The organism is Paenibacillus sp. JL3B1040 (assembly GCF_057063165.1).
In genome coordinates this window covers 5,525,484-5,547,185 of record NZ_CM169317.1, presented here as the reverse complement: position 1 = coordinate 5,547,185, position 21,702 = coordinate 5,525,484, and the positions used below count along the sequence as shown (strand labels likewise).

The following is a 21,702-nucleotide window of genomic DNA, read 5'->3' as shown; positions in this document are numbered from 1 at the left end:
TCCCGTTCCGGCGAAAACCGGCTGCGGGTGGGGCTATTTGGAAAATGCGGCGGGAGGTGATACGATGAAGGGGATTGGGTGAATTTGACTTGGGAGGGGATTGTTTTGAAAGCGCTATTTATCGGAGGCACGGGGACGATCAGTTCGGCGATTACCAGACAGTTGGCGGAAGACGGCGTCTGGGAGCTGTATCTGTTGAACCGGGGGACTCGCAACGGGGAATTGCCGCCCGGCGTGCATGTCATTGAGGCCGATATTCGTCAGGAAGCCGAGGTCGCCGCGAAGCTCGAAGGTCACACCTTCGATGTGGTGGCGGACTTCATCGCCTTCGAGCCGGCACAGTTGGAGCGGGATGTTCGTTGGTTTGCCGGGAAGACGAAGCAGTTTATGTTCATCAGCTCGGCTTCGGCGTATCAAACCCCTCTGTCGGATTACAGAATCACTGAAGGGACGCCGCTGTCCAATCCTTATTGGGCTTATTCCCGCAACAAAATCGCTTGCGAGGAATATTTGCTCCAGCAGTATCGCGAGCAGGGGTTCCCGATTACGATCGTGCGGCCAAGCCATACGTACGATGAGCGGTCGATTCCGCTGGGCGTTCATGGCCACAACGGATCGTGGCAAGTGGCCCGGCGGATGCTGGAGAACAAGCCGGTTCTCATCCATGGCGACGGGTCGTCGTTGTGGACGTTGACGCATAACAGCGATTTTGCCAAAGGCTTTATCGGGCTGATGGGCAATATTCATGCCATTGGCGAATCGGTTCATATCACGTCCGACGAAAGCTTGACCTGGAATCAAATTTATGAAATCATCGCGGATGCCCTGGGCGTGAAGTTGCGTGCGGTGCATGTCGCGTCCGACTTTTTGGCCGATTGCGGTCCGTACGATTTCCGCGGCGGGTTGCTGGGCGATAAGGCGAATACGGTCGTCTTCGACAATGCCAAGCTGAAGCGGCTGGTGCCCGGCTATACGGCAACGGTTCGCGTGGATCAAGGCATCAAACGGACGGTGGAGCATATTTTGTCGCATCCTGAGCTTCAGGTAGCGGATCCGGAATTTGACGCCTGGTGCGATCGGGTGATCGGGGCGCTGGAAGCCGCTGCGAAGCGGATGCGCGAATAGGCGGGCCATCCCCATGACCTCGGCACGGCAAACCACGTTTCTGTTGGCACCGGATTCGTTCAAGGAGAGCATGACCGCCAAGGAAGTGTGTCTGGCGATGGAAAAAGGACTGCGCAAAGCGTTTCCGGATGCGCATTATATCCATGCTCCGATGGCCGACGGCGGGGAGGGAACGGTTCAAGCCCTGGTCGACGCCACGGGCGGAAGGCTGCACTCGCTGGAGGTGACGGGTCCGCTCGGGGAACCGGTCACGGCGCAGTATGGGCTGTTGGGCGACGGAGAGACTGCGGCGATCGAGACGGCTTCGGCCAGCGGGCTTCCGCTGGTGCCGCCGGAGCGGCGTAACCCGCTGCGGGCGACGACGTACGGCATCGGCGAGCTGATCCGCGCCTGCCTCGACCGGGGCGTACGCCGGATCATCGTCGGCATCGGCGGCAGCGCGACGAACGACGGCGGCGTCGGCATGGCCGAGGCGCTTGGCGCTCGCTTCCTGGACGCGTCGGGGCGTCCGCTGCCGCGCGGCGGCGGCAGCCTCGGGGAGCTGGCGCGGATCGACGTGTCCGCGCTGGATCCCCTGCTGCGGCGGACGCGGCTGATCGTGGCCTGCGACGTCGACAACCCGCTCTGCGGCGAGCGCGGCGCGTCCCGCGTGTTCGGGCCGCAGAAGGGCGCCACTCCCGCGCTGGCGGAGCAGCTTGACGCCGCGCTGGCGCATTACGCGGAGACGGCGCGGCGCCAGCTTGGCCGGGACGTGCGGGACGTCCCGGGGGCGGGGGCGGCCGGCGGCCTCAGCGCCGGGCTGCTGCTCTTCACGCAGGCCGAACTGCGCAGGGGCGTCGAGATCGTGATCGACTATACCGGCCTGCGGGAGAAGGCGGCTGCGGCGGACGTGGTGTTCACCGGCGAGGGCAGCATCGATTTCCAGACGAAGTTCGGGAAGACGCCCTGTGGGGTAGCCCGGGTCGCCAAGGCCGCCGGCAAGCGGGTGATCGCGATCGCCGGCACGATCGGCGAGGGTGCGGACGCGCTGTACGCCGAAGGGATCGATGCGATCTTCGGCATCGCCCCCGGGCCGGCCGCTCTGCCGCAGCTGCTCGCCGACGGGCCGCGCAACGTGGAGCGCGCCTGCGAGAGCATCGGCCGCCTGCTGCGGCGGGGTTGACTGCCCGCGCGGGGCGGCCTGCGGCTGCCGTGCCCCGGCCGACGCGCGACAGCGGGCCAGCGGCGCGGCTACGGCTGCGCCAGGCGCTCTGCCGGGCCATACTCAGCCGCGCCCCGGTCCCTCGCCCGCTCCGCCGGCCCAAAGGGAGAAATGTTGTAATTCCTACAACATTTCTCCCTTTTTCATTGCCCCTGCGGGGCAAATGCTGCATAAACTACAACATTTTCACCCTCACGCGGCCGTCTTGCTTATAAATGTTGTACTCTATACAACATTTCGCTGCCTCGGCCGCCTACAGCTCCGAAATGTTGCAGTTTGTGCAGTTTGTGCAACATTTCGGAGCAGCCCCCGGCATGTGCGAGCCACAGGTATAGGTGGAGCATGATGCGCACAGTTTATGGATAGGTCTATAAGCTTTTCTTTTGCCCATATGACAAAAGTATAGTAAAATACAAAAATATAGTTAATGTTAATAAGATGAAGCGGAGGAACAAAACATGGAAATCGGAATCAGCACGTTCGTGGAAACGACGCCGGACGTCGTCACTGGCGAATTGATCAGTCATGCGCAGCGGCTGCGCGAGGTGGTAGAGGAAATCGTCCTGGCCGACAAAGTCGGGCTGGACGTGTTTGGCGTAGGGGAGCATCACCGTCAGGATTATGCCGCTTCCGCACCGGCGATGGTGTTGGCCGCGGCAGCGCCGCAGACAACGCGCATTCGGTTGTCGAGCGCCGTAACCGTGCTGTCTTCCGATGATCCGGTCCGGGTGTTCCAGGACTTCGCGACGCTGGACGGCCTTTCGAACGGACGTGCGGAGATTATGGCCGGACGCGGCTCTTTTATCGAGTCCTTCCCGCTGTTCGGATACGAGTTGAACGATTATGAGGAATTGTTTGAGGAGAAGCTGGATCTGCTGCTGAAGCTGCGCGAGTCGGAAAAAGTAACCTGGCAAGGCAAGCACCGTCCAGCGATCAACAATTTGGGCGTCTATCCGCGTCCCGTGCAGAACCCGCTTCCGGTCTGGATCGGCAGCGGCGGCAACACCGAGTCCGTCATTCGTGCCGGAGCGCTTGGTTTGCCGCTGGTGCTGGCGATTATCGGCGGCCGCCCCGTACAGTTTGCGCCGCTCGTGAAGATCTACAAGCAAGCCGCAGCCCAGGCCGGGCACGATGTCTCGAAGCTGACGGTCGCTTCCCATTCGCACGGCTTTGTCGCCGAAAGAAACGACGTGGCCGTAGAGAAGTTTTTCCCTTCTACGCAGGCGGTTATGAACATCATCGGCCGCGAACGCGGCTGGGGTCATTACGGGCGGGCCAGCTACGATGCCGCACGCAGCCTGGAAGGCGCGCTGTACGTCGGCGATCCGGAGACTGTGGCGAACAAGATCATTCACCTCCGCAAAAACGTCGGCATCACCCGCTTCTTCCTGCATTGTCCGCTGGGCACCATGCCGCATGAGGACGTCATGCGGGCCATCGAGCTGCTCGGAACCGAAGTTGCCCCGCGGGTACGCGAGGAAATCGCCCGTTGGGAAGCAGCCGGCGAGGACGCAGAGTAAAGGGCGAAGCGGCGGCAGACGAGCAGTTTCGACGGTAATAGGTCTTGTTCCTGCCCTGTCCCGCCCTCCGTCGCTAGCCTTGCCCCTCACACTTCCGCCCGAAACGTCTTCCCAAGCGGTTCGCCGAGGCCGAAGTAGTGGCGGAAGTTGTAAATCAGCGGGCTCCAGCGGAGAGGGTCGATGTGGCGGTCGTCGATGACGAGGTCATGCCGGGCGTGCACGGCCACGGCCCGGGTTTCGACGATCGCGAAGTAGGGCGCATCGTCCGGCACCCGGAAGTCCGCCGCGACGGCTTCGATCTGCAGCGGGCACTCGCGGATGCGTACGGGCTGCACTTGCCGGGAAGCTTGCGGGGTGAAGCCGCCGACCGCGAATTTATCTTTCCGATAAACAAAACCCTGTGCTGCTTTTTCATCCGGCACGGGGTTTTGTCCGGTGGTAGGGGCTAGCCGCTCGACCTGCTCCCACATGGACGGATCGGGCAGATTGATCACGCACTCCGGGCAGCGCTGCAGATTTTCGGCGGCTTTTCCGCCCAGCCCAATGCCGAGGACAAGATGGTCGCCCAGCGCCCAAGAGGACGAGATCGGGCTGATATTGGAACTTCCGTCTTCGTTTAGAGTCGTGAGCAGGACGACGGGCGTCCCGTAATACAGAATTTTCGGCTGAATGAGCAAGGTGTCGTCCGGCGGAGTTGTTGCTTTTGAAGAATACAATCGAATTCCCTCCCTGGTTTTCAGTGGATTCCCGTTCATTGTATAATGACAACATTACCATGGACATCGAAATATGGATGTCATCCCCCAAAGGGAGGAATGAGCAATGAGAGCAGCAGCCAATCGGCAAGCGGCGGTCATCGCTTCGCTGATCAGCGACCCCAGCCGGTCGGCGATTCTAACGGCCATGCTGGACGGAAGGTATCATGCCGCCGGCGAACTGGCGCGAATGGCCGGGATTCAGCCGCAAACGGCCAGCTTTCATCTGGCCAAGCTGACGGAGGCCGGCCTGATTGCGGTCGAGAAACAAGGCCGCCACCGCTATTACGGTATCGCCAACCAGGAAGTTGCCCGGGTCCTGGAGTCTTTGTTGTCGATCGCACCGCCGGCTCCCATCCGGTCGTTGCGGCAGGCGGTGGAGGACCAGGCGCTGCGGTATGCCCGAACCTGTTATGATCATTTGGCGGGGAGTCTCGGGGTCCGCCTGACGCAAAGCTTGGTCCGCACAGGAGTCCTCGCCGAAGGCGACGGGGGGTTCGAACTTACCGCCGGGGGGGCAGAGGTTCTGCGCCGTTTCGGGGTCGACGTCGATCGAGTCAAACGGAAACGCCGCGCTTTCTCCCCCAAATGCCTGGATTGGAGCGAACGGCGCCATCACCTGGCCGGGGCGCTCGGCAACGCGCTGATGGAGCGGATGATCGAATTGGGATGGGTGGAGCGAAGTGCGCAGAGCCGGGCCGTCAAGCTTACCGCGAAGGGGCGAACGGGGTTATGGGACGCTTTTGCGGTGGATATGGATGTTGAGGAAAGGTCGGTCTAGTCGAACAACGCGATATAACGTTCGAAAATAGCATGCAAAAATAGCGTGCAAAAGTAGCGAATTCCTAAAATAGCAGCCATTTCTTCGGCTATATGTTCGCTTCAGTCTTTCGCCATGCTCGCGGTATTTCAGGAGCACTCTACTAGTTCATTACACACGTTGGTAGAGGGAGATGATTGGGGGCATGGTATGTGATAGGTTTGAGGATGGAAGTACCGTTCCAATCGAATGGCATCGGACGGCTAGGAGGCAGGACTAAGTGGAAAAAGCACATCTATTTCGAGTGAAAAGTGAGATTTTGGAGAATTAGTTGGAAATCCCTCACTTATTTTGCCCATTTATAGTTGTTTGTGAGTAAATCCCCACAATTTAGGTGTAGAAAATCCACTTAGCATCTGCCGATCGCCTAAATGGGGCAGATTGAAGTGGAGGATTTCCAACTAGCTTGGCCATTGCCAACTAGTCGAACAACCCGGATATAACGAACGTTCGAAGATAGGGGAACGGAAAAGAAGTTCAAACGAAAAACCATCTCTGGTCCGGCGTCCGGAAGAGATGGTTTTTTTGCGTTACTTTAATTTAATGCGCACGCGCTTCGTCGTGGTCCAAATGATCCCCAGCGCGATCCCGGCCAGCAGCAATGAACCCAGCAAGGAACCCCAAACCGGCAAATGGCCAATATAGACGACGCGGTTAAGGAGATCCTTAAGTTCCAAATCCCACATGGCCTCGGAAGCAAGCAGAACACCCAGGGCCAGGACGATGTACAGCATGCCGCCGAGCTTGCCGAACCGGTAAAAGCCGGCGCTGATCACATTCCCCGCCAAATAATAAACCAGGCCATTCAACATGTAGACGATCCCGGTAAGCAGCCAGGAGGCGTTCTCCCCCAGCACGGACGCCTTCTCGGGTGCGGGGAACAGCAGGTACTGCAAGCTGCCGAGCACCCCTACACCCCCCATCAATACCATAGCCACTATCACAGCGGCCAGAGAGGAACCGTAGAAATAAGCTTTACGCGTGACCCCAAATCTAGCGTAGAAGCTCAGGAAGCCGGATACCGAAATGATCCCGATGACGAGCATAAACACCTTGGACGGTTGGAACGCGAACGTCATGAAGTTTTGCGCATTGATTTCAATCAACGCATAAGCCAGAATGACGAAGCTGATAAACCAGGCGGACCAAGTCAACTGGAACCGGGACATCTCCGCAGCGACCCGAAGGGCGCGGCTTGCATTGCGGATGGGCTGGGTTTTAAAGCTCGGATTGGCCTTCATGGTATCCCTCCTCCCCGGTTAAGTGGATGAACAAACTCTGCAGCGGAACCGGTCCGATGTCGAGGCCTTTGTTCGCAGCGGCTTTGCGCCGGGCCTCATCGATTTCCCCATAAACCATCGCCGCCTTGGTCCCGCCAAGCTGCTGAACGTCCAGCACCTTCATGCCCCGCACGAACTCATCGACGTCGGCCGCCGCTCCGGTGACGGAGGCGCCGCGTTCCAGCAACCGGTCGATCGGCTCCTTCAGAAGCATCCGGCCTTTGTGCAAAATCACTACGTCCTCGAACAAATAATCCATTTCCGAAACGAGATGGGTCGACAGGATCATCGTACGCGGGTGAGCCGTCTGATCCTCCAGCACTTGCCTGTAAAAAATCTCCCGGGTCGGTGCGTCCATCCCGCGGTAGACCTCATCGAAGATCGTCACCGGGGTCCGGCTGGCCAGTCCGATGACGGCATTGAGCGCCGACTGCATCCCGCTGGAGAGCTTCTTGATCGGCACGTCCCCCGGCAAGCCGAACAATCGTACCAGCTCGTCGGCATAAGCCCGGTCAAAATAAGGGCGGTATCGCTCGGCTACCTTCAGCATGCCGTTCACTTTTTCGCCTTCTTCGCTGTAGTTGGTTTCATAGACGAAACTGACCTGGGCCATCGTCTCGGCATGCTCGAACGGGTTCCGGCCGCCGATGCGCACCCGTCCTGCCGTCGGCTCCATATAGGAGGCCAACAGGGAGAGCAGCGTCGTTTTGCCCGCGCCGTTTCTGCCCAGCAGACCGTAAATTTTCCCGGCTTCCAGCTCCAAAGTAATATCCGTTAGTGCGCGGTGGCCGCCGTAGTTCACACTCACCTGCTCCAGCGTAATGTCAAGGCTCATTTTTGATCCCGTCCTTTGCTATTGTGATCAGCCGATTCATTTCCCCCTCGGCAATGCCCAGCTTCGCGGCTTCCCGCATCATCGGCAGGACGTATTCGTCGAGAAAGCGCTCCTTACGCTGCATCAGCAGCATTTCCTTTGCCTTTTCGGCCACAAACATGCCAACCCCTCTCTTCTTGTACAAAATGCCGGCGTCTACCAGCAGATTGATCCCTTTGGCGATCGTCAGGTGATTGATTTTGTAAAACTGCACCAGCTGCGTCGTTGAAGGAATTTGCTCGTGCTCCTTCAATTGGTCGTTCACGATCTGGTCCTCAATGAGCTCTTTGATCTGCAGAAATATCGGCTTCTTGTCGTCAAAAGACGGACTCAACGGGAAATCACCTCCGTGTCCCTTGGTTATTGGTTATATGGTTATATAGTTATGTATATAACTATATAAATAAACTTTCCCTTCGTCAAGCCATAACCGCTTAATCGGGTCCGGATCGCAAAAAAAACGGGCCGCCCGGCCGCAACGACCGGGACAGCCCGTTTTCACATAGCCGGAAGTCCGCTGCTCTAAACCAGGCTGTCCGCTGCGGACAGCTTGGTCTCCGCAGTATCGGTCCCGCCCATGGCGTCCAGTACGGATTCGAGCTCGAACAACTGCTCGATATGATGAACGCCGGGCGGGTACTCGGAGCGGTATAGCGCGGCAGCGACGGCGGCGGCGATCCTGCCGGTAAATGCGGCTTCATTCCGCCCTTGAACCAGACACTCGGCCATCATTTGCCGGCCCTCCTTTACCCCGCCTACGTCAATCTTGACGGCAAACCCGTCTTTCCCCAGGCGAATCCGGCCGAAGCCCCCTATGGCGGCTTGGCGAACAGGCCCAAACTTCAGTGACCGCAGCACTCCCGTCGCTTTCAGCCCGGCGAGCCCCCGGGTGACTGCCGCCGAATCGAAGCAAAGTCGCGTGGAGACGGAGGGAATGCCAAGCGTTCGCGGGAGCACGTGCTGGTCGGAAAAGTTAAAACGGTATGCTTTGCGGCGTCCTAATTTTGCTCCAAAGTCCGTTGTTCTGCCGTCCGTGAAACTGGCGACCTCCCGTTCCCCGCCCCCTTGAACTACCTTGTACTTCCCGTTGAGGTTATCGATCGTCCATTCGATGGCCGCCCGGCCATGCCGGTCTCCCAATCCCAACAGGATGGAAATGTCCAGGCGGTCCGCGCGATCCAAGAGACTTTGGGCGTGACGCGCCATCAGGTTGGTCAGACCCGGAGCCAGCCCGACGCTCAGCACTGCCGATGCCCGGCCGTCGATGGCTGCCGCATGGCATTGTTCCGCTTGGGCAAGAAAGGAGTAGTCGGCGGAAATATCCACATAATGAATGCCATTCGCGAAACAATCGCGAATGAAGCGGGTGTCCGTTTGGTCCAGACACATGACGACGAGTTTGGTCCGCTCCAGGATATGCGGGTCGAGTTCGCCGCGGACATCGAGCTTTAACGGCTTCACTTTACCTCCGGTAGCAAGGCTGAACTGCTCCGCACGTTCCAGACTTCTTCCCGCCGCATACACTTTACCCGGATAAAGTTTGCTTAACCCGTTGCAAATCGTTTGGCCCACTTGGCCGTAACCTCCCACGACGACGATGCGATCTCTTATATTCATTTTGATTTCTCCTTCCTTGTTCGGCGATTTTGATGGATGTCGGCCGCTTTGTTATTGTTTCGGCGGGCTTCCCAATAAGCGCCGGCTCCGAAGATCAGCAGAGCCGCTGCGGCAATCCAGAAGCCGTTCCCGAAGGCAGCCGGAATCTCCCCGGTCCGGGGATTTTGCCCCGGATTCGCCATTGCCCCCAGCCCGAGGGCCGCACCGAAGGTCATGCCTAGATTGCGGGTCAGCGCAACCATGCCTCCGATCGCCCCGACCTGCGTCTGCGGGGCATGGCGCATGATATAGCTGTTATTGGGCGAGGCGATGAGTCCCATGCCCAACCCGATCAACGCCAGCACCGCCGTTACGCCGATGAGCGGCAACCGGTTTAAATAGAGGGCGAACAGGGCGAGCCCGCCGCCCATTGTACATAAGCCAAGCAGCATAAACCGTCTGGAGCCGTAGACGTCGGACCCGTGGCCCGCGACCGGCCCGGCGGCGGCCAGCAGGAGTGGATACGCGGTCATGATCCCCCCGACAAGGGACGGGGATAAGCCGAACTCCCCGGACAAATAAAACGGCAAGGTAACCAGCACGATATTGGCCATGGCGAACGAAGCGCAGCTAAGGATCAACCCGGAACCCACGGCCGGAATCCCCAAAGCCCTGACCGGCAAAAAGGGAGAGGGGCGCCGCAGCTCCCAAAGCAGGAGCAGAAGGAGCAGCGGGAGGACGGGGGACAGGATGACGATCGTTCCGGGGGCGAACCAGCCTTGCGTCTGTGCGTGGGTTAGGCCGATCACGCCGGAGCCGACCGACACGATAAACAGAAAGGCCCCAACGGGATCGGGAGGTGCCGGGGTCCGCTCCCGTTCGCGAACGGGGATGTAGCGGAAGGCCAGCCAGGTGGCGATGAGGGCAACCGGGACATGAAGCATAAACAGCCATTGCCAAGACAGCCACTCTGCGATTGCGCCCCCGGCTATCGGTCCGAACATCGCGCCGAGAGCCACGGCCGTGCTCACGGTACCGAGTGCCCGCCCGCGTCGTTCCGGGGGGACATGCACGGTGATGAGCGCGATATTGGTGGCTTGGAACATGGCGGCGCCCCCGGCTTGCAGCATCCTGAACCCAAGCAGTGCCACAAGGTGGGGGAAAGCCGCGATCAGGACGGAAGCGACGCTGAACAAGCCGAATCCGAAATTGTGGATGCGCCGGTGGCCGTAGCGGTCGCCTAGCTTGCCCATGATCGGAAGCAATAAGGCGATGACGAGTAAGTAACCGGTCGTTATCCATTGGGCCGTGTCCAGATTCGTATGAAAGACCTCGGCCAAATAAGGCAGGGAAACATGAACTACGCCGGCGGTAAAATGCGAAAGGAAAGCCCCCGTACAGATGGCGGTCATCATCCAAAATCGGCGAAATCCGGCCGAATCCGAACGAAGAAACGATCGATATCTCATAAGCAACTCGCTTTCTGATTCTCATTTAGTTTAGTAACTATACCAATTGGCTAAAAAAAATTACTTCTCCAAGAAGTCGGCGAATTTATCCATGCAACGCTCGAAGACTTCGATTTCCTGCTCGCTTAACTGGGCACGAAGCTGATCGTAGAAGCGAAGATGCAGCTCTTCATGAGCCGTTAACGCTTCTTGCCCTTTCCGGGTAAGCGAAATCAAGCTTCCCCGCGAGTCGGAGGGATGCTGCGTGCGATGGATCAGGTTCTTCGCCGAAAGACGGGCGACCAACTGCGTAATGGCTCCTTTGGTGACGCCCAGGCGTGAAGCCAATTCGCTCATGAGAACGCCTCCCTCCATACCGATCGCCTCGATCGTATGGATCTCGCTGGGCGTTAACGTCCCGGCATCGCCGAAAGGAAGCGGCTGGCGCTCAAGCCGGCGGAGCTGCATGATTAGGCGACCGATGCTGCGGCTGCCGCTATTCGAATGATTCGAAGGGTTGGGTGGGGTAGAGCGGTTCGTGTTCATGCAATTAGTATAGTTTCTAAACTAAATAATTGTCAAGCTGCCGTCAAGAAAAGAAGTTCCGACCGTATCCCGCTCGGGAGTCCCTCCACTCGTTGGGACCTGACGCACATAAAAACGGGCCACCGCGGCCATACGACCGGGGGGCCCGCTTCCGTTTAGATTTTGTCCTGCAAAAAATCCTTGATCTTCGCCAGGGTTTCCGCCGGTTCGAGGTTTTGCAGCAAATAGTCGGACTCTTTCTTGTAAATGACCTGCTCGGAGTAGTTCCGCAAGTACTCTTCAATGACTTCGGGCGGAGCGCCTTCCCGTTCCTCGCGCAGCCGGATATCTTCCTTCGTCACGTACAGGAAAATCCGGATCGCCCGCGGTCCAAACCGTTTCCGCAGCGCCTGCAAGCCGTCATGATTCACGACGACGATCGCCGCGCCACGCTGCTCCAAGGCTTCGCTCAACTCGCGTTCCGCAATTCCGTAGCTGCCGCGCTCCAGGCGGACGCTTTGGCTGAACTCTTGTCTGCCGAGCATCGCCTGAAAGTCCGCTTCCGCGATAAAACGGTAGTGCTCGCCGTCCCGTTCCCCCTTGCGCAAGGCGCGGGTCGTGTAAGGCAGCACATAAGGAAAGCCCAACTCGGTACTTAGCTGCTTGGCGATGCTCTTTCGGCCGGAGCCGCTCGTACCGGTGATGATGATCACCTTGGGCTGCGGTACGCGTTCTTCCGCCAGGGCCGCGTCGGCCTGGCCGAGGGTTCCGCTCTCGTTGCGAGTAGGGTCAGAGGTTGCTTTCGAGCCTTTCAGCCATTTCCACATCGCGTCTCCGTGCGCGTTATCCGGCTTAAGCGGGATGCCGCCGGCAGAACCGCACGGATTCACCTCCTTCGCGAACGTCTTTACTTCCTATGTCGGCAAAAAGAGGAAAAAAATGAATGAATTCCGGCTTAACTCCAGAGCTTTCCGCATTTCCTCCGGCCGCTTCCTCAGAACACCCGCCGTGCGGTCACAAACCGCTTCTTCCATTGACCGTCGAACGCTTCGACATGGACCCCTTGCTCCTTGGAATAGGTATGCAGGATTCGGTTGTCGCCGATGTAGATCCCGACGTGCCCGATATCCAGCCCGCGCGCGCTGAAGAACAGCAGGTCTCCCTTGCGCAGCTTGTCCAGACTAACCTCTGTGCCTTCTTTGGCTTGGTCGTAGGAAACGCGCGGAAGCTCGATCGAAAGTACATCTTCGTACACCCGTTTCACGAAAGAGGAGCAGTCGAACGTGTTCGTCTGGCCCGGCGACGCGCCGAATTCGTAAGGCGTGCCTTCGAACGTTTTGCCATACGCGATCAGCTCGTCCGCCTGCTTGTCCGCGAGGGCGTCGCTCCGATAGTCGGTGTACTTCGGCTTGGCCGATACATAACCGGAGCGACCGTCCGCAGTGCGCACCTCCAGCCAAAGCGCGCCGGCCTCGCGAACGACATGCAGCTTGCTGCCGGCGGGAAGCAGCTCCTTGCCGACCGTTTCGCTATCCGCATCCGGCGCGCTGCGCAGGTTGACGCCCCACGCGACGGTGGTTTCGTATGTAAACGCCGAAGCGATCCGTACCGTGCGGCGGTCGCCGTCCCAGACTACGTCGCTGCCCAGCGCTTCGCTTACGAACCGCAGGGGCACCAGCGCATAACCGCCGTCCGCGATCCGCCCGGGCACCGGCAGCGTTAAGGTCTGCCCGTTCAGCTGTGCCGTGGGGTCGCCGATCCGGTAAACCAGCGTCATTTGTCCCCGAGTCGCCGTGACGGTCTTGCTGTCGTCGTCCCAGACCAGCTTGGCGCCCAGCGCCTCAAATACGTCGCGGATCGGCAACAGGACGCTGCCGCTCACCAGGACCGGCGGCGTCTCCGTCTGCAGCGGCCGCCCGTCGAGTTCGACCGCGATGCGGCCCGTGGAGGCGGTTGGGGGGGCCGGAACCGCCGCCGTCAAAGCCCCCGAAGCCGCGCCGCCCGCAGGCTCCGCGCCGACCGTTCCCGCCTGGGCGGACAGCGCGAGGGAGGCCGTCAGCAGCCAGGCGAGTCCGAGCGTTTTAGGGTTGAGTGGTTTCGTCATAACAAATCACCTATTTTCTGGATGGATTTATATAGTTGGACGAAACCGAGGTCATTTAGTTGTGTGGGAAATGTTTCCTATCCCTGCGAAACCAGCGGTGTCAGGCGATCCAAGCCGTTCATGTACTTGCGAAGTGCATGCGGAATCCGGATGCTACCGTCTTCTTCCTGATGATTTTCCAATAATGGAATCAGAATCCGCGGCGAGGCGACCATGGTGTTGTTTAACGTGTAACAGTATTGCAGCTTGCCGTCCCGGTCTTTGAAGCGGATATTCGAACGGCGCGCCTGAAAATCCAGCAGCTGCGACGACGAATGAGTCTCCCCGTAAGCCCCGCGGCTTGGCATCCACGTTTCGATGTCGTATTGCTTATACGTTTTCTGCGACATGTCTCCGGTACACACCGCCATCACCCGGTAAGGGAGCTCCAGAAGCTGAAGCAACTCCTCGGCGTTTTGCGTGATTTCCTGAAACAGCCGCTCCGACAGCTCCAGGTCGTTCTCGCACAGCACCACCTGCTCGACCTTCGAGAACTGATGCACGCGGTACAAGCCGTGCACGTCCCGGCCCGCCGAGCCGACCTCGCTGCGGAAACATAACGAAGCGGCGGCTAGCTTCACCGGATGGATAACGTCGACGATCTCGCGGTCGAAGTACGACACGAGCGGGACCTCGGCGGTGCCGACCAGCCAGCGGTCTTCCTCGGCCATCCGGTACGTCTGATCCGCTCCCAGCGGGAAGAATCCGGTGTTCACGAGCGCCTCCGAGCGCACCATTAACGGGACCTCCAGCAAGGTGAATCCTTTTGCCGCGAGGAGATCCACGGCCAGCTGTTGCACCGCCCGGTGCAGCAGCACCCCTGTGCCGCTCAAGTAGTAGTTGCGCGCACCGGCTGTTTTGACCCCGCGGGGGATGTCGATCATCCGATGAAGCTCGCCTAACGCGACGTGGTCCCGCGGCGCAAACCCGAATGCCGCCGGTTCGCCGGCCCGCTTGACCTCGACATTGTCGAGATCCGACCGGCCCTTGGGGGTATCCGGCGAGACCGGGTTAGGGACGAGCAGCATCAGCCGCCGATATTCGCGTTCGGCTTCCTCCAGCTCTTTCTCCAGCCCATTCAGCCGCCGGTTCAGCTGTTTGACTTCTTCTTTCAACGCGGCGGCTGCGTCCGGCCCTTGCTCCCGGATGTGCGCTTCGATCTTAGGCGTCAGCCGGTTGCGCTCCTGCCGCAGCCGTTCCGTTTCCTGCAGCAAGGCCCGGCGTTGGTCGTCCCAATGCAATAGCTCCGGGACCGATAAGTCGATCCCTTTTTCCCCCGTCACCGTTTGAACCTGTTCCTGATGCTCCCGAATCCATTTCACGTCTAGCATGGTGATCCGCTCCTTTACGTATGAGAATACAAAAAGCGCCCTTCGTCCGATTGGGACGAGGAGCGCTGTATGCTCGCGGTGCCACCCAAATTGACTAAACCGGCAGGGCCGGTTCAATCCCCTTTAGTTCCGCGGTAACGGGCGGACCCGGTTAACTTAGGAGGGAGATTTTCATGCGCGTTTGTTGCGCGGGTTCCCCTTGACGAAAACGCCTCCGAGTTGGATGCTCTTCATAGGCATGATTCCGAAATTTGATTTGTATAGCAGTATAGCGTAAGTGACCCGGGATTTTCAAGAGGGAGGGAAACGTTAAATGAGAAAATTGCTGCTCACCGGCTTCGAACCCTTTGGCGGCGAACCGATCAATCCGGCGGTTGAAGCGGTTCGCCGGCTGCAGGGCCGTGGGATCGGCTCCTTTGAGGTCGTAGGGCTGGAGCTTCCGACGGTGTTCGGCCCATCCATCGAGCGCTTGTTGTCCTGCATCAAGGAAACCGAACCCGAGGCGGTAATCGCGTTGGGCCAGGCCGGCGGACGAGTGGGGATCTCGTTCGAGCGGATTGCCGTCAACTTAAGCGACGCCGTCATCGCCGACAATGCGGGATATCGGCCAGTCGACGTACCGGTCATACCGGAGGGTCCGGCGGCTTATTGGACCACGCTGCCGGTCAAGCGCATGGCGGAACGGCTGCAGGACGAGGGAATTCCCGCGTCGCTTTCGCTGTCGGCCGGCACCTTTGTGTGCAACCATGTATTTTACGGGCTAATGCACCACCTCGCCGTCAGCGGCAAGCCGATCCGGGGCGGGTTCATCCATGTCCCTTACCTGCCGGAACAGGCGGAGCGGCATCCCGGCGCCCCGAGCATGGCGCTGGAGCAGATGGTGGAGGGGTTGGAACAGGCGATTCGAGCGATGACGGAGTAGATGTCAGCTATCGGCAGGTTTGAAGCCGTTGCAAGTCCAATAAGGCAGTCCCGCCACAGGCCATACGGTCCTCGGCGGGCTTTTTTTCGTATCTAACCGCGGGTTTGAGGACAAACCGTGAACTTTCCCGTTTTCCGCCGCACATCTCTTCGCCTAAGTCCGTTAAGCAATGTGAGGGGAGGTTTTCATGTGTCGGTCGACATCGAAGAACTTTACGACAAAATCTATCGCTATTGCTACTATAAGGTCGGCAATGCCTCTTTGGCGGAAGACCTGACCCAGGAAACCTGCCTCAAGTACTTTGCGCAGAACTCATACATCGAACGCGGGAAGCCGCTGGCCTACCTTTACACCATCGCGCGAAATCTCTGCATGGACACGTTCCGCCAAAAACAGCCGGAACAACTGGCCGGAGAGCTGCCCGACACGGATTCGTTAGACCGGTTGGAGCTTCAAATCGTCGTCCGGCAGGCCTTAACAACGCTGCCGGAATTGGAACGGGAGCTGTTGCTATTGCGATACGCCAACGAGCTTGCCGTCGGTGAAATCGCGGCGATTACGGGACTTTCCCGTTTCGCGGTCTACCGGAAGACAAGTTCTGCGCTGGCTGCTCTGAAGGCCATGCTGAAAGGGGAGGATGCTCTTGACTAACCGATGGAAAAACGCCTTGCAAACCGCGTTTGAAGCACCGAAACCCGAGGATAAAGAGCGATTCCTAAAAACGCTTCGTTATCCCAAAATCTCCGGTGCGGATTTCTTCCTCAGCCAGTTCCGCTATATTCGCAAACGGGTCTGGGCGCTTTCCGCCCTGATCGCGGCGATGGGCTGGGCCGTTGCCCTATCTTCGCCGCAGGCCAATCTTTGGCATGCGGAAGCGGGCCGGCTCTGGACCCTTTCCGCCCTCCTGCCGTTCTTGGCTTTGCTGACGGCTACGGAGCTGTCGCGCTCCATGGGCTGTCGCATGGCGGAGCTGGAATTGAGCTGCCGGTTCGGCCTGCCGCAGGTCGTTATGGCGCGGGCCGCTATTTTAGGCGGAGGGAATTTCCTTATATTGGCGTTGCTTCTGACCCTGATAAGCCAGAGGTCGTCCTATGGCTTGCTGCAAGCTGCGACCTACCTGCTCGTTCCCTATCTTATGACCTGCGGCGTCAGCCTGTGGATCGTGAACCGGGTGCGCGGACGGGAAAGCGTCTACGGCTGCGCCGCGGCGGCCTGCCTCGTCAGCATGACGAACGTCGTTGCCGCAAGCGCGCTGCGGTTTCTTTATACCAATGCGTTTCTGGGCTACTGGCTGCTTCTGTTTGCCGCAAGCAGCTTGTTCATCGGTCTTCAGCTGCGCGATTTGCATAAACGAACGGAGGAGAGAACATGGGACTTATTCTTGACCGAGTGACCAAGCACTACGGCCCCAAAATCGCCTGCGACCGGATTTCTCTTACGCTTCGTCCCGGCGTGTACGGCCTGCTGGGCGCCAACGGCGCCGGCAAAACGACGCTGATGCGCATGATGTGCGGGGTGCTGGCCCCGACGTCCGGCACCATCGCTTATGAAGGCATCGACGTCAGCCACGAGGATTACCGCGACGCATTGGGATATTTGCCGCAGGAATTCGGTTATTATCCCGAATTTTCGGCGCTTGATTTCATGCTCTACATCGCCACGCTGAAGGGGCTGCCCAAGCCGCGCGCCCTGGAAAGATCGCGGGAATTGCTGGAACTGGTTTCGCTGGAGAAGGAGGCAAACAAGAAGATCAAAACCTTCTCCGGAGGCATGAAACAACGGCTTGGCATCGTGCAGGCGATGTTGAATGACCCCAGGATTTTGATTTTGGACGAGCCGACGGCCGGTCTCGATCCGAAAGAACGGGTGCGCTTCCGCAATTTAATTTCCCGGCTTGGTGCGGATCGTATCGTCCTGTTATCCACCCATATCGTCTCGGACGTGGAACACATTGCGGATCTCATCCTGGTGATGAAAGACGGCCAGCTCATCCATCAGGGGACCTTGGAGGAGATTATCCGAACCATAGAGGGCAAAGTGTGGGAATGCACAATTCCGCAAGCGTCGGCGGATGTTTTGTGCGATAAGCATCTGGTCGTTAATCTGCGGCAAGAGGGAGCGGACGTGTTCTTGCGTCTGGTGTGCGAGGAGAAGCCCGGCGACTTGGCGGTCCCCGTACAAGCTACGCTGGAGGATCTTTATCTTTATTATTTCAGCGAGGTGAGCGAGCGATGAACGGATTTTGGAGCCTGGTCGGTTTCGAATATCGAAAAATATTGCGCAAAAAAAGCGTGGTTATTACCTTGCTGCTGGCGATTATCTTATCCTTGATCAGTTGTTGGGGGACGCTGCTCGGCAACTATTACATCGAAGGCAAGCGGTTCGAGTCCCATTATGAAGGCATGGTCAAGGACCGGACTTACGCCCGGTCGCTTGCCGGCCGGGAGATCGACGCGGGATTGATCCTGGAAGCGGCCCATGCTTATGCGAAGATCCCGGAAGCTAACCTGTATCAAGGGACCGAGGAATATCAGACGTTGGCCCGGAAGTACAGCGGGATTTACTCCATCAGCCGCGCGATTTACAACACCGACTCACGGCGGTTCAATATGGAGGATTTTCAAGTCCTGACGAAGAAACAGGCTGACGATTTCTACACCTTGCGCCGGGAAAAACAGACATTGGCCGTAGAACAGACGCAGATGAGCGATAAGAGCAAGGAGGCAGTGCTGGCGCTGGACGATCGGGTAAAAACGCCGTTTGCTTTTTCTTATACCGACGGCTATACGCGTTTCTTTACCCTGATGTACTCCGAAGGCTTGATGGCCGCGTTCGTGATGGCGATTTGCATCGCTCCGCTGTTTTCGGCCGAATACGCCACCGGAGCCGATCAGCTCATCCTCGCTTCGAAGCACGGGAAACGCAGGTTGATTCAAGCCAAATTATTTACGGGCTTTTCGTTGGCGGCCGCGATAACCCTGACCCTGACCGCGTTGAGTTATTTCCTGTCGATGCTCACCTTCGGCTTTGACGGCGGGAACGCGCCGCTGCAGCTTTACTCCCCCATGTCGCCCTATCCGCTGACGATGGGGCAGACGGCGCTGCTCTTATCGATTTGCATCTTGTTCGCCTGTTTGCTGACCGCGGCGATTACGATGCTCTTGTCCGCAAAACTAAAGTCTCCGTTCGGCGTCATCGTTCTGATCAGCCTGTTGCTTGTCGTACCCATGTTCATCCAGGTATCGTACGATCCCGTATGGCTATCCAATCTTGTCCATCTTCTGCCGACGTACATGATGGATTTTGGTCCCGTGACCAGCCCGATCCAGTATGAAACGCTTGGATTGGTTGTCCGCCCGTACGTGTTCATGCCGTTGTTTGCCGCCGTAGTAAGCATCCTGCTTGCGCCGCTGGGCTACCTTGCCTTCAAGCACCATCAGATCGTTTAGCCGCCCCGGTTATTTCGCCTCCAACCGCAGCACCTTGCGCCCGGCTTCCTTCAAAGCGTCCATTCAGCCGCAGGTAAGGATGGGCCCCGTAACTGACGCGGGCGACGCCTCTGCCAGGGCGCGGGCTTGTTCAAGTTGCTTGGTTCGTTGCGGCATCCTGCGTTCCTCCTCCGTGTTTCTCGTGATTCAGCAGCCAGCTTTTGCGCGACAGTCCGCCGCCGTAGCCCCCGAGATCGCCATTCGCGTTGATGACTCGGTGGCAGGGGATGACAAGGGCCAGTTGGTTGGCCCCGTTGGCTTGGGCGACGGCGCGGAACGCCGCCGGACGGCCGACCTCCGCCGCCAGTTCGGCGTACGAGCGCGTCTCCCCGGGCGGGATTTGCCGCAGCCGCGCCCAAACCTGCTGCTGAAACGGCGTGCCGAGCAGTCGCAAAGGCGTGGCGAATGCGGTCAGCCGCCCGTCGAAGTACAGGGCGAGCTCCCGCTCGATCGAGCGAATGGGCCCGGTGACGCCGGGGATGATCGCGGATTTCGTCCGGAGCCGGAGCCGTTCCACTTCGCGTTCGAGCCCGCGGCGGTCGACGAATTCCAGCAGGTACAACGCTTCTTCATCGGCGATGGAGATCATGGGCCCCAGCGGGGTGTCGATCCACGAAGCCCGCAGCACCCGGCTTTCTTCCAGGCGAGTCGGGGCGGCTCCCATGATCCGGGAAAAAGCGTCCCGGAATCCGCTGCTCGATTCGTATCCCGTGGAGAGCTGGGCGTCGATGACCGGCAGGCCGGAGCGGATGTTCCCAAGCGCCAGCCCCATGCGCCGGGAACGAGCGTATTCCACGAAGGTCATGCCGAAGCGCTTCTTGAATTGGCGGCGCGCCGTGGACGCATCGACGGACAGCTGCCGAAAGTCCTCGTCCCTCCAGCGCTTCTCCGGGTTGGCTTCCACCGCTTCCACCAGCTGCCGCACCAGGTCGGAGACGTGGTTCGGATGGGACAGCGGACGGCAGCGCCGGCAAGGCCGGAACGAGGCGAGCAGCGCTTCCTTGGCGGTCTCGTAAAACTCGCAGTTTTCGAACTTCGGTTTGCGCGCCGGGCAGGTTGGGCGGCAGAAGACGCCGGTCGTTTTGACGCCGACGTAGAACACGCCTTCATATTCCGTCTTTTTCTCCAATAAAGCTTGATAGAATTCTTCTTTCCGTTCTGCGGGAATCATGCGGCCGGGGCCTCCTTGGCTTCAGTTTGTGACCTTATTGTACCGTCCTCAACAAGTCGATGCCGCCGAAAATCGGGCATTGATTTTTTTGTGCGATCCCGGCAGGATCCGGTCAAGACTTCCATTGTAGGCGAGGGAGATTTGTTATATGATATCATGGTAAATTGGGTGAACGCGCTAGCATTCCGGGGTTGCCCGCGAGCCTAACGCTTGCCGCAGCGCTTAAGTCAGCCCCAATCGCCGTATTTGCAAGGTTAACGCTGCTCACCGTGCTTATCCTATACTTTCAAGGCGATCTGAGGCAGATTCATCGAAATAGCGATCCACAGCGTCGTTAGAATTTGCGTAGCGGGGAAATCGGCTTAATCGCGCTTCTCATCCGCGTTAGAGCATGAGGGCGTTTCGGTTTGAGCTTAAAAACGATAATCATTATGGGTGTGGGGGAAACGATGTATCCGAAAGACTTAAACTATAAAATGCCGGCCGAATGGGCGCCGCATGAACGTACTTTCACCTCCTGGCCGGTGCAGGCGTCCATGGTCTATCCTGACCGGTATGCCGAGGTGTGCGACGGGTATGCCGAATTTATTACGGCGATTGCCGAGTTTGAACCGATTACGGTCGTCGTGAATCCGGACGATTTGCAAAAGGTTCAAGCCCGCTTCGAGCAGGACCCGAATGCGGATCGCATCGCCTATCTGCCGATCGAGCATAACGACGCCTGGCTGCGCGACAACGGGCCAACGTTCCTCGTTAATCCGGAAGGCGAGCTGGCCGGAGTGAACTGGGGATTTAACGCCTGGGGCGGGAAATATTCGCCGTGGGATCTGGATGATGCGGTGGCGCCGCAAATTCTCGAAGCCATGAACGTTAGACGCTTTGACGCCCCGCTGGTGCTGGAGGGCGGCTCCATCCATACGGACGGGGAAGGCACGCTGCTGACCACCGAGGAGTGCCTGCTGAACCAGAACCGCAACCCGCACATGAGCCGGGAAGAAATCGAAGCGGCGGTCAAAAACTTCACGAACGTCGACCAAATCATCTGGCTGAAACGCGGTCTAAGCGGGGACGAGACGGACGGACACGTCGACAACGTCGCTTGCTTCGCGGCGCCGGGCAAGGTGATCCTGCAGGTGTGCGACGATCCGAGCGACGACAACTATGGGATCACGCAGGAAAATATCGCCATCCTAAGCGCAGCGACGGATGCTCAAGGCCGCAAGCTGGAGATTATTCCGATTCCGCAGCCGCCGCAGGCGTTCTACGAAGATAGCCGGTTGACGCTGAGCTATTTGAACTTTTACTTCGTCAACGGCGGCATCATTTTGCCGGTGTTCGGCGGGGCCGCGGCGGAAACCGACCGTCAGGCCGTGGAGGTGCTGAGCGAGACGTTCCCGGATCGCAAGATCCGCACCGTCGACGGCATGGCCATCATCCGCGAAGGCGGCAACGTACACTGCACAACGCAGCAAATGGCGGCTAGACGCCCATAAACGATAATGA

General features: G+C 58.9%; 21 protein-coding genes. 10 read left to right on the top strand and 11 right to left on the bottom strand.

Going from position 1 to position 21,702, the window contains the following annotated elements; genetic code table 11:
• Positions 1-105 precede the first annotated feature (105 nt).
• The 3 genes from ACZF99_RS25410 to ACZF99_RS25400 all read left to right on the top strand — a co-directional run bounded on the left by ACZF99_RS25410 (position 106) and on the right by ACZF99_RS25400 (position 3,846).
• Positions 106-1,125: an SDR family oxidoreductase gene (locus tag ACZF99_RS25410; protein WP_483607652.1), complete on the top strand. Its 1,020-nt coding sequence runs from the start codon at positions 106-108 to the stop codon at positions 1,123-1,125.
• A 13-nt stretch (positions 1,126-1,138) separates the two neighbouring features.
• Positions 1,139-2,287, top strand: coding sequence for a glycerate kinase (locus ACZF99_RS25405; RefSeq protein ID WP_483607651.1), 1,149 nt, complete (start codon positions 1,139-1,141; stop codon positions 2,285-2,287).
• Positions 2,288-2,784: 497 nt separating this feature from the next.
• Positions 2,785-3,846 carry an LLM class flavin-dependent oxidoreductase gene (locus ACZF99_RS25400; RefSeq protein WP_483607650.1) on the top strand — a complete coding sequence of 354 codons (1,062 nt, stop codon included), beginning with the start codon at positions 2,785-2,787 and terminating at the stop codon, positions 3,844-3,846.
• Positions 3,847-3,932: 86 nt separating this feature from the next.
• On the opposite strand, the gene ACZF99_RS25395 is transcribed toward ACZF99_RS25400, so the two are convergent.
• On the bottom strand, positions 3,933-4,562 hold the full coding sequence (locus ACZF99_RS25395; protein WP_483607649.1) for a flavin reductase: 630 nt from the start codon (positions 4,560-4,562) through the stop codon (positions 3,933-3,935).
• A 106-nt stretch (positions 4,563-4,668) separates the two neighbouring features.
• Here ACZF99_RS25395 and ACZF99_RS25390 point away from each other — a divergent pair, with 106 nt between their 5' ends.
• Entirely contained in the window at positions 4,669-5,382 is a 714-nt protein-coding gene (locus tag ACZF99_RS25390) for an ArsR/SmtB family transcription factor (RefSeq protein WP_483607648.1), read from the top strand.
• A 569-nt stretch (positions 5,383-5,951) separates the two neighbouring features.
• On the opposite strand, the gene ACZF99_RS25385 is transcribed toward ACZF99_RS25390, so the two are convergent.
• The 9 genes from ACZF99_RS25385 to serS all read right to left on the bottom strand — a co-directional run bounded on the left by ACZF99_RS25385 (position 5,952) and on the right by serS (position 14,618).
• Positions 5,952-6,662: a hypothetical protein gene (locus ACZF99_RS25385; protein WP_483607647.1), complete on the bottom strand. Its 711-nt coding sequence runs from the start codon at positions 6,660-6,662 to the stop codon at positions 5,952-5,954.
• Positions 6,640-7,536 (bottom strand): ATP-binding cassette domain-containing protein, encoded by an 897-nt coding sequence (locus tag ACZF99_RS25380; protein ID WP_483607646.1) that lies wholly within the window; start codon positions 7,534-7,536, stop codon positions 6,640-6,642. Before ACZF99_RS25380 ends, ACZF99_RS25385 begins: the two co-directional genes overlap by 23 nt.
• Positions 7,526-7,909 carry a GntR family transcriptional regulator gene (locus ACZF99_RS25375; protein ID WP_483607645.1) on the bottom strand — a complete coding sequence of 128 codons (384 nt, stop codon included), beginning with the start codon at positions 7,907-7,909 and terminating at the stop codon, positions 7,526-7,528. The genes ACZF99_RS25380 and ACZF99_RS25375 overlap by 11 nt, the downstream gene beginning before the upstream one ends.
• Before the next feature lie 188 nt (positions 7,910-8,097).
• On the bottom strand, positions 8,098-9,192 hold the full coding sequence (locus ACZF99_RS25370) for a saccharopine dehydrogenase family protein (RefSeq protein ID WP_483607644.1): 1,095 nt from the start codon (positions 9,190-9,192) through the stop codon (positions 8,098-8,100).
• Positions 9,189-10,640 (bottom strand): MFS transporter, encoded by a 1,452-nt coding sequence (locus ACZF99_RS25365; RefSeq protein ID WP_483607643.1) that lies wholly within the window; start codon positions 10,638-10,640, stop codon positions 9,189-9,191. Before ACZF99_RS25365 ends, ACZF99_RS25370 begins: the two co-directional genes overlap by 4 nt.
• Positions 10,641-10,700: 60 nt before the next feature.
• Entirely contained in the window at positions 10,701-11,165 is a 465-nt protein-coding gene (locus ACZF99_RS25360) for a MarR family winged helix-turn-helix transcriptional regulator (RefSeq protein WP_483607642.1), read from the bottom strand.
• Between the two features lie 155 nt (positions 11,166-11,320).
• Positions 11,321-12,034, bottom strand: a complete 714-nt coding sequence (locus ACZF99_RS25355) for a guanylate kinase (RefSeq protein ID WP_483607641.1) — start codon at positions 12,032-12,034, stop codon at positions 11,321-11,323.
• Between the two features lie 104 nt (positions 12,035-12,138).
• Positions 12,139-13,248, bottom strand: coding sequence for a C40 family peptidase (locus ACZF99_RS25350; RefSeq protein ID WP_483607640.1), 1,110 nt, complete (start codon positions 13,246-13,248; stop codon positions 12,139-12,141).
• A 77-nt stretch (positions 13,249-13,325) separates the two neighbouring features.
• On the bottom strand, positions 13,326-14,618 hold the full coding sequence (serS, locus tag ACZF99_RS25345) for a serine--tRNA ligase (RefSeq protein WP_483607639.1): 1,293 nt from the start codon (positions 14,616-14,618) through the stop codon (positions 13,326-13,328).
• Between the two features lie 313 nt (positions 14,619-14,931).
• On the opposite strand from serS, the gene pcp reads away from it, so the two are divergent.
• The 5 genes from pcp to ACZF99_RS25320 all read left to right on the top strand — a co-directional run bounded on the left by pcp (position 14,932) and on the right by ACZF99_RS25320 (position 18,989).
• Complete coding sequence (pcp, locus tag ACZF99_RS25340) at positions 14,932-15,540, top strand: pyroglutamyl-peptidase I (RefSeq protein ID WP_483607638.1); 609 nt, start codon at positions 14,932-14,934, stop codon at positions 15,538-15,540.
• 189 nt (positions 15,541-15,729) lie between these two features.
• Positions 15,730-16,191, top strand: a complete 462-nt coding sequence (locus ACZF99_RS25335; RefSeq protein ID WP_483607637.1) for an RNA polymerase sigma factor — start codon at positions 15,730-15,732, stop codon at positions 16,189-16,191.
• Entirely contained in the window at positions 16,184-16,933 is a 750-nt protein-coding gene (locus ACZF99_RS25330) for a hypothetical protein (RefSeq protein ID WP_483607636.1), read from the top strand. The genes ACZF99_RS25335 and ACZF99_RS25330 overlap by 8 nt, the downstream gene beginning before the upstream one ends.
• Positions 16,909-17,775: an ABC transporter ATP-binding protein gene (locus ACZF99_RS25325; RefSeq protein WP_483607635.1), complete on the top strand. Its 867-nt coding sequence runs from the start codon at positions 16,909-16,911 to the stop codon at positions 17,773-17,775. Before ACZF99_RS25330 ends, ACZF99_RS25325 begins: the two co-directional genes overlap by 25 nt.
• Entirely contained in the window at positions 17,772-18,989 is a 1,218-nt protein-coding gene (locus ACZF99_RS25320; RefSeq protein ID WP_483607634.1) for an ABC-2 family transporter permease, read from the top strand. The genes ACZF99_RS25325 and ACZF99_RS25320 overlap by 4 nt, the downstream gene beginning before the upstream one ends.
• 130 nt (positions 18,990-19,119) lie before the next feature.
• Here ACZF99_RS25320 and ACZF99_RS25315 read toward each other — a convergent pair whose 3' ends face one another.
• On the bottom strand, positions 19,120-20,199 hold the full coding sequence (locus tag ACZF99_RS25315; protein ID WP_483607633.1) for a bifunctional transcriptional activator/DNA repair enzyme AdaA: 1,080 nt from the start codon (positions 20,197-20,199) through the stop codon (positions 19,120-19,122).
• Positions 20,200-20,648: 449 nt separating this feature from the next.
• On the opposite strand from ACZF99_RS25315, the gene ACZF99_RS25310 reads away from it, so the two are divergent.
• Positions 20,649-21,692, top strand: a complete 1,044-nt coding sequence (locus tag ACZF99_RS25310) for an agmatine deiminase family protein (protein ID WP_483612974.1) — start codon at positions 20,649-20,651, stop codon at positions 21,690-21,692.
• The last annotated feature ends 10 nt before the right edge of the window (positions 21,693-21,702 follow it).

Coding starts and splice junctions, on each gene's coding strand:
- pcp (WP_483607638.1), top strand. CDS start 14,932: ATGAGAAAATTGCTGCTCACCGGCTTCGAACCCTTTGGCGGCGAACCG.
- ACZF99_RS25350 (WP_483607640.1), bottom strand. CDS start 13,248: ATGACGAAACCACTCAACCCTAAAACGCTCGGACTCGCCTGGCTGCTG.
- serS (WP_483607639.1), bottom strand. CDS start 14,618: ATGCTAGACGTGAAATGGATTCGGGAGCATCAGGAACAGGTTCAAACG.
- ACZF99_RS25320 (WP_483607634.1), top strand. CDS start 17,772: ATGAACGGATTTTGGAGCCTGGTCGGTTTCGAATATCGAAAAATATTG.
- ACZF99_RS25360 (WP_483607642.1), bottom strand. CDS start 11,165: ATGAACACGAACCGCTCTACCCCACCCAACCCTTCGAATCATTCGAAT.
- ACZF99_RS25310 (WP_483612974.1), top strand. CDS start 20,649: ATGTATCCGAAAGACTTAAACTATAAAATGCCGGCCGAATGGGCGCCG.
- ACZF99_RS25400 (WP_483607650.1), top strand. CDS start 2,785: ATGGAAATCGGAATCAGCACGTTCGTGGAAACGACGCCGGACGTCGTC.
- ACZF99_RS25370 (WP_483607644.1), bottom strand. CDS start 9,192: ATGAATATAAGAGATCGCATCGTCGTCGTGGGAGGTTACGGCCAAGTG.
- ACZF99_RS25385 (WP_483607647.1), bottom strand. CDS start 6,662: ATGAAGGCCAATCCGAGCTTTAAAACCCAGCCCATCCGCAATGCAAGC.
- ACZF99_RS25325 (WP_483607635.1), top strand. CDS start 16,909: ATGGGACTTATTCTTGACCGAGTGACCAAGCACTACGGCCCCAAAATC.
- ACZF99_RS25315 (WP_483607633.1), bottom strand. CDS start 20,199: ATGATTCCCGCAGAACGGAAAGAAGAATTCTATCAAGCTTTATTGGAG.
- ACZF99_RS25380 (WP_483607646.1), bottom strand. CDS start 7,536: ATGAGCCTTGACATTACGCTGGAGCAGGTGAGTGTGAACTACGGCGGC.
- ACZF99_RS25390 (WP_483607648.1), top strand. CDS start 4,669: ATGAGAGCAGCAGCCAATCGGCAAGCGGCGGTCATCGCTTCGCTGATC.
- ACZF99_RS25405 (WP_483607651.1), top strand. CDS start 1,139: ATGACCTCGGCACGGCAAACCACGTTTCTGTTGGCACCGGATTCGTTC.
- ACZF99_RS25365 (WP_483607643.1), bottom strand. CDS start 10,640: ATGAGATATCGATCGTTTCTTCGTTCGGATTCGGCCGGATTTCGCCGA.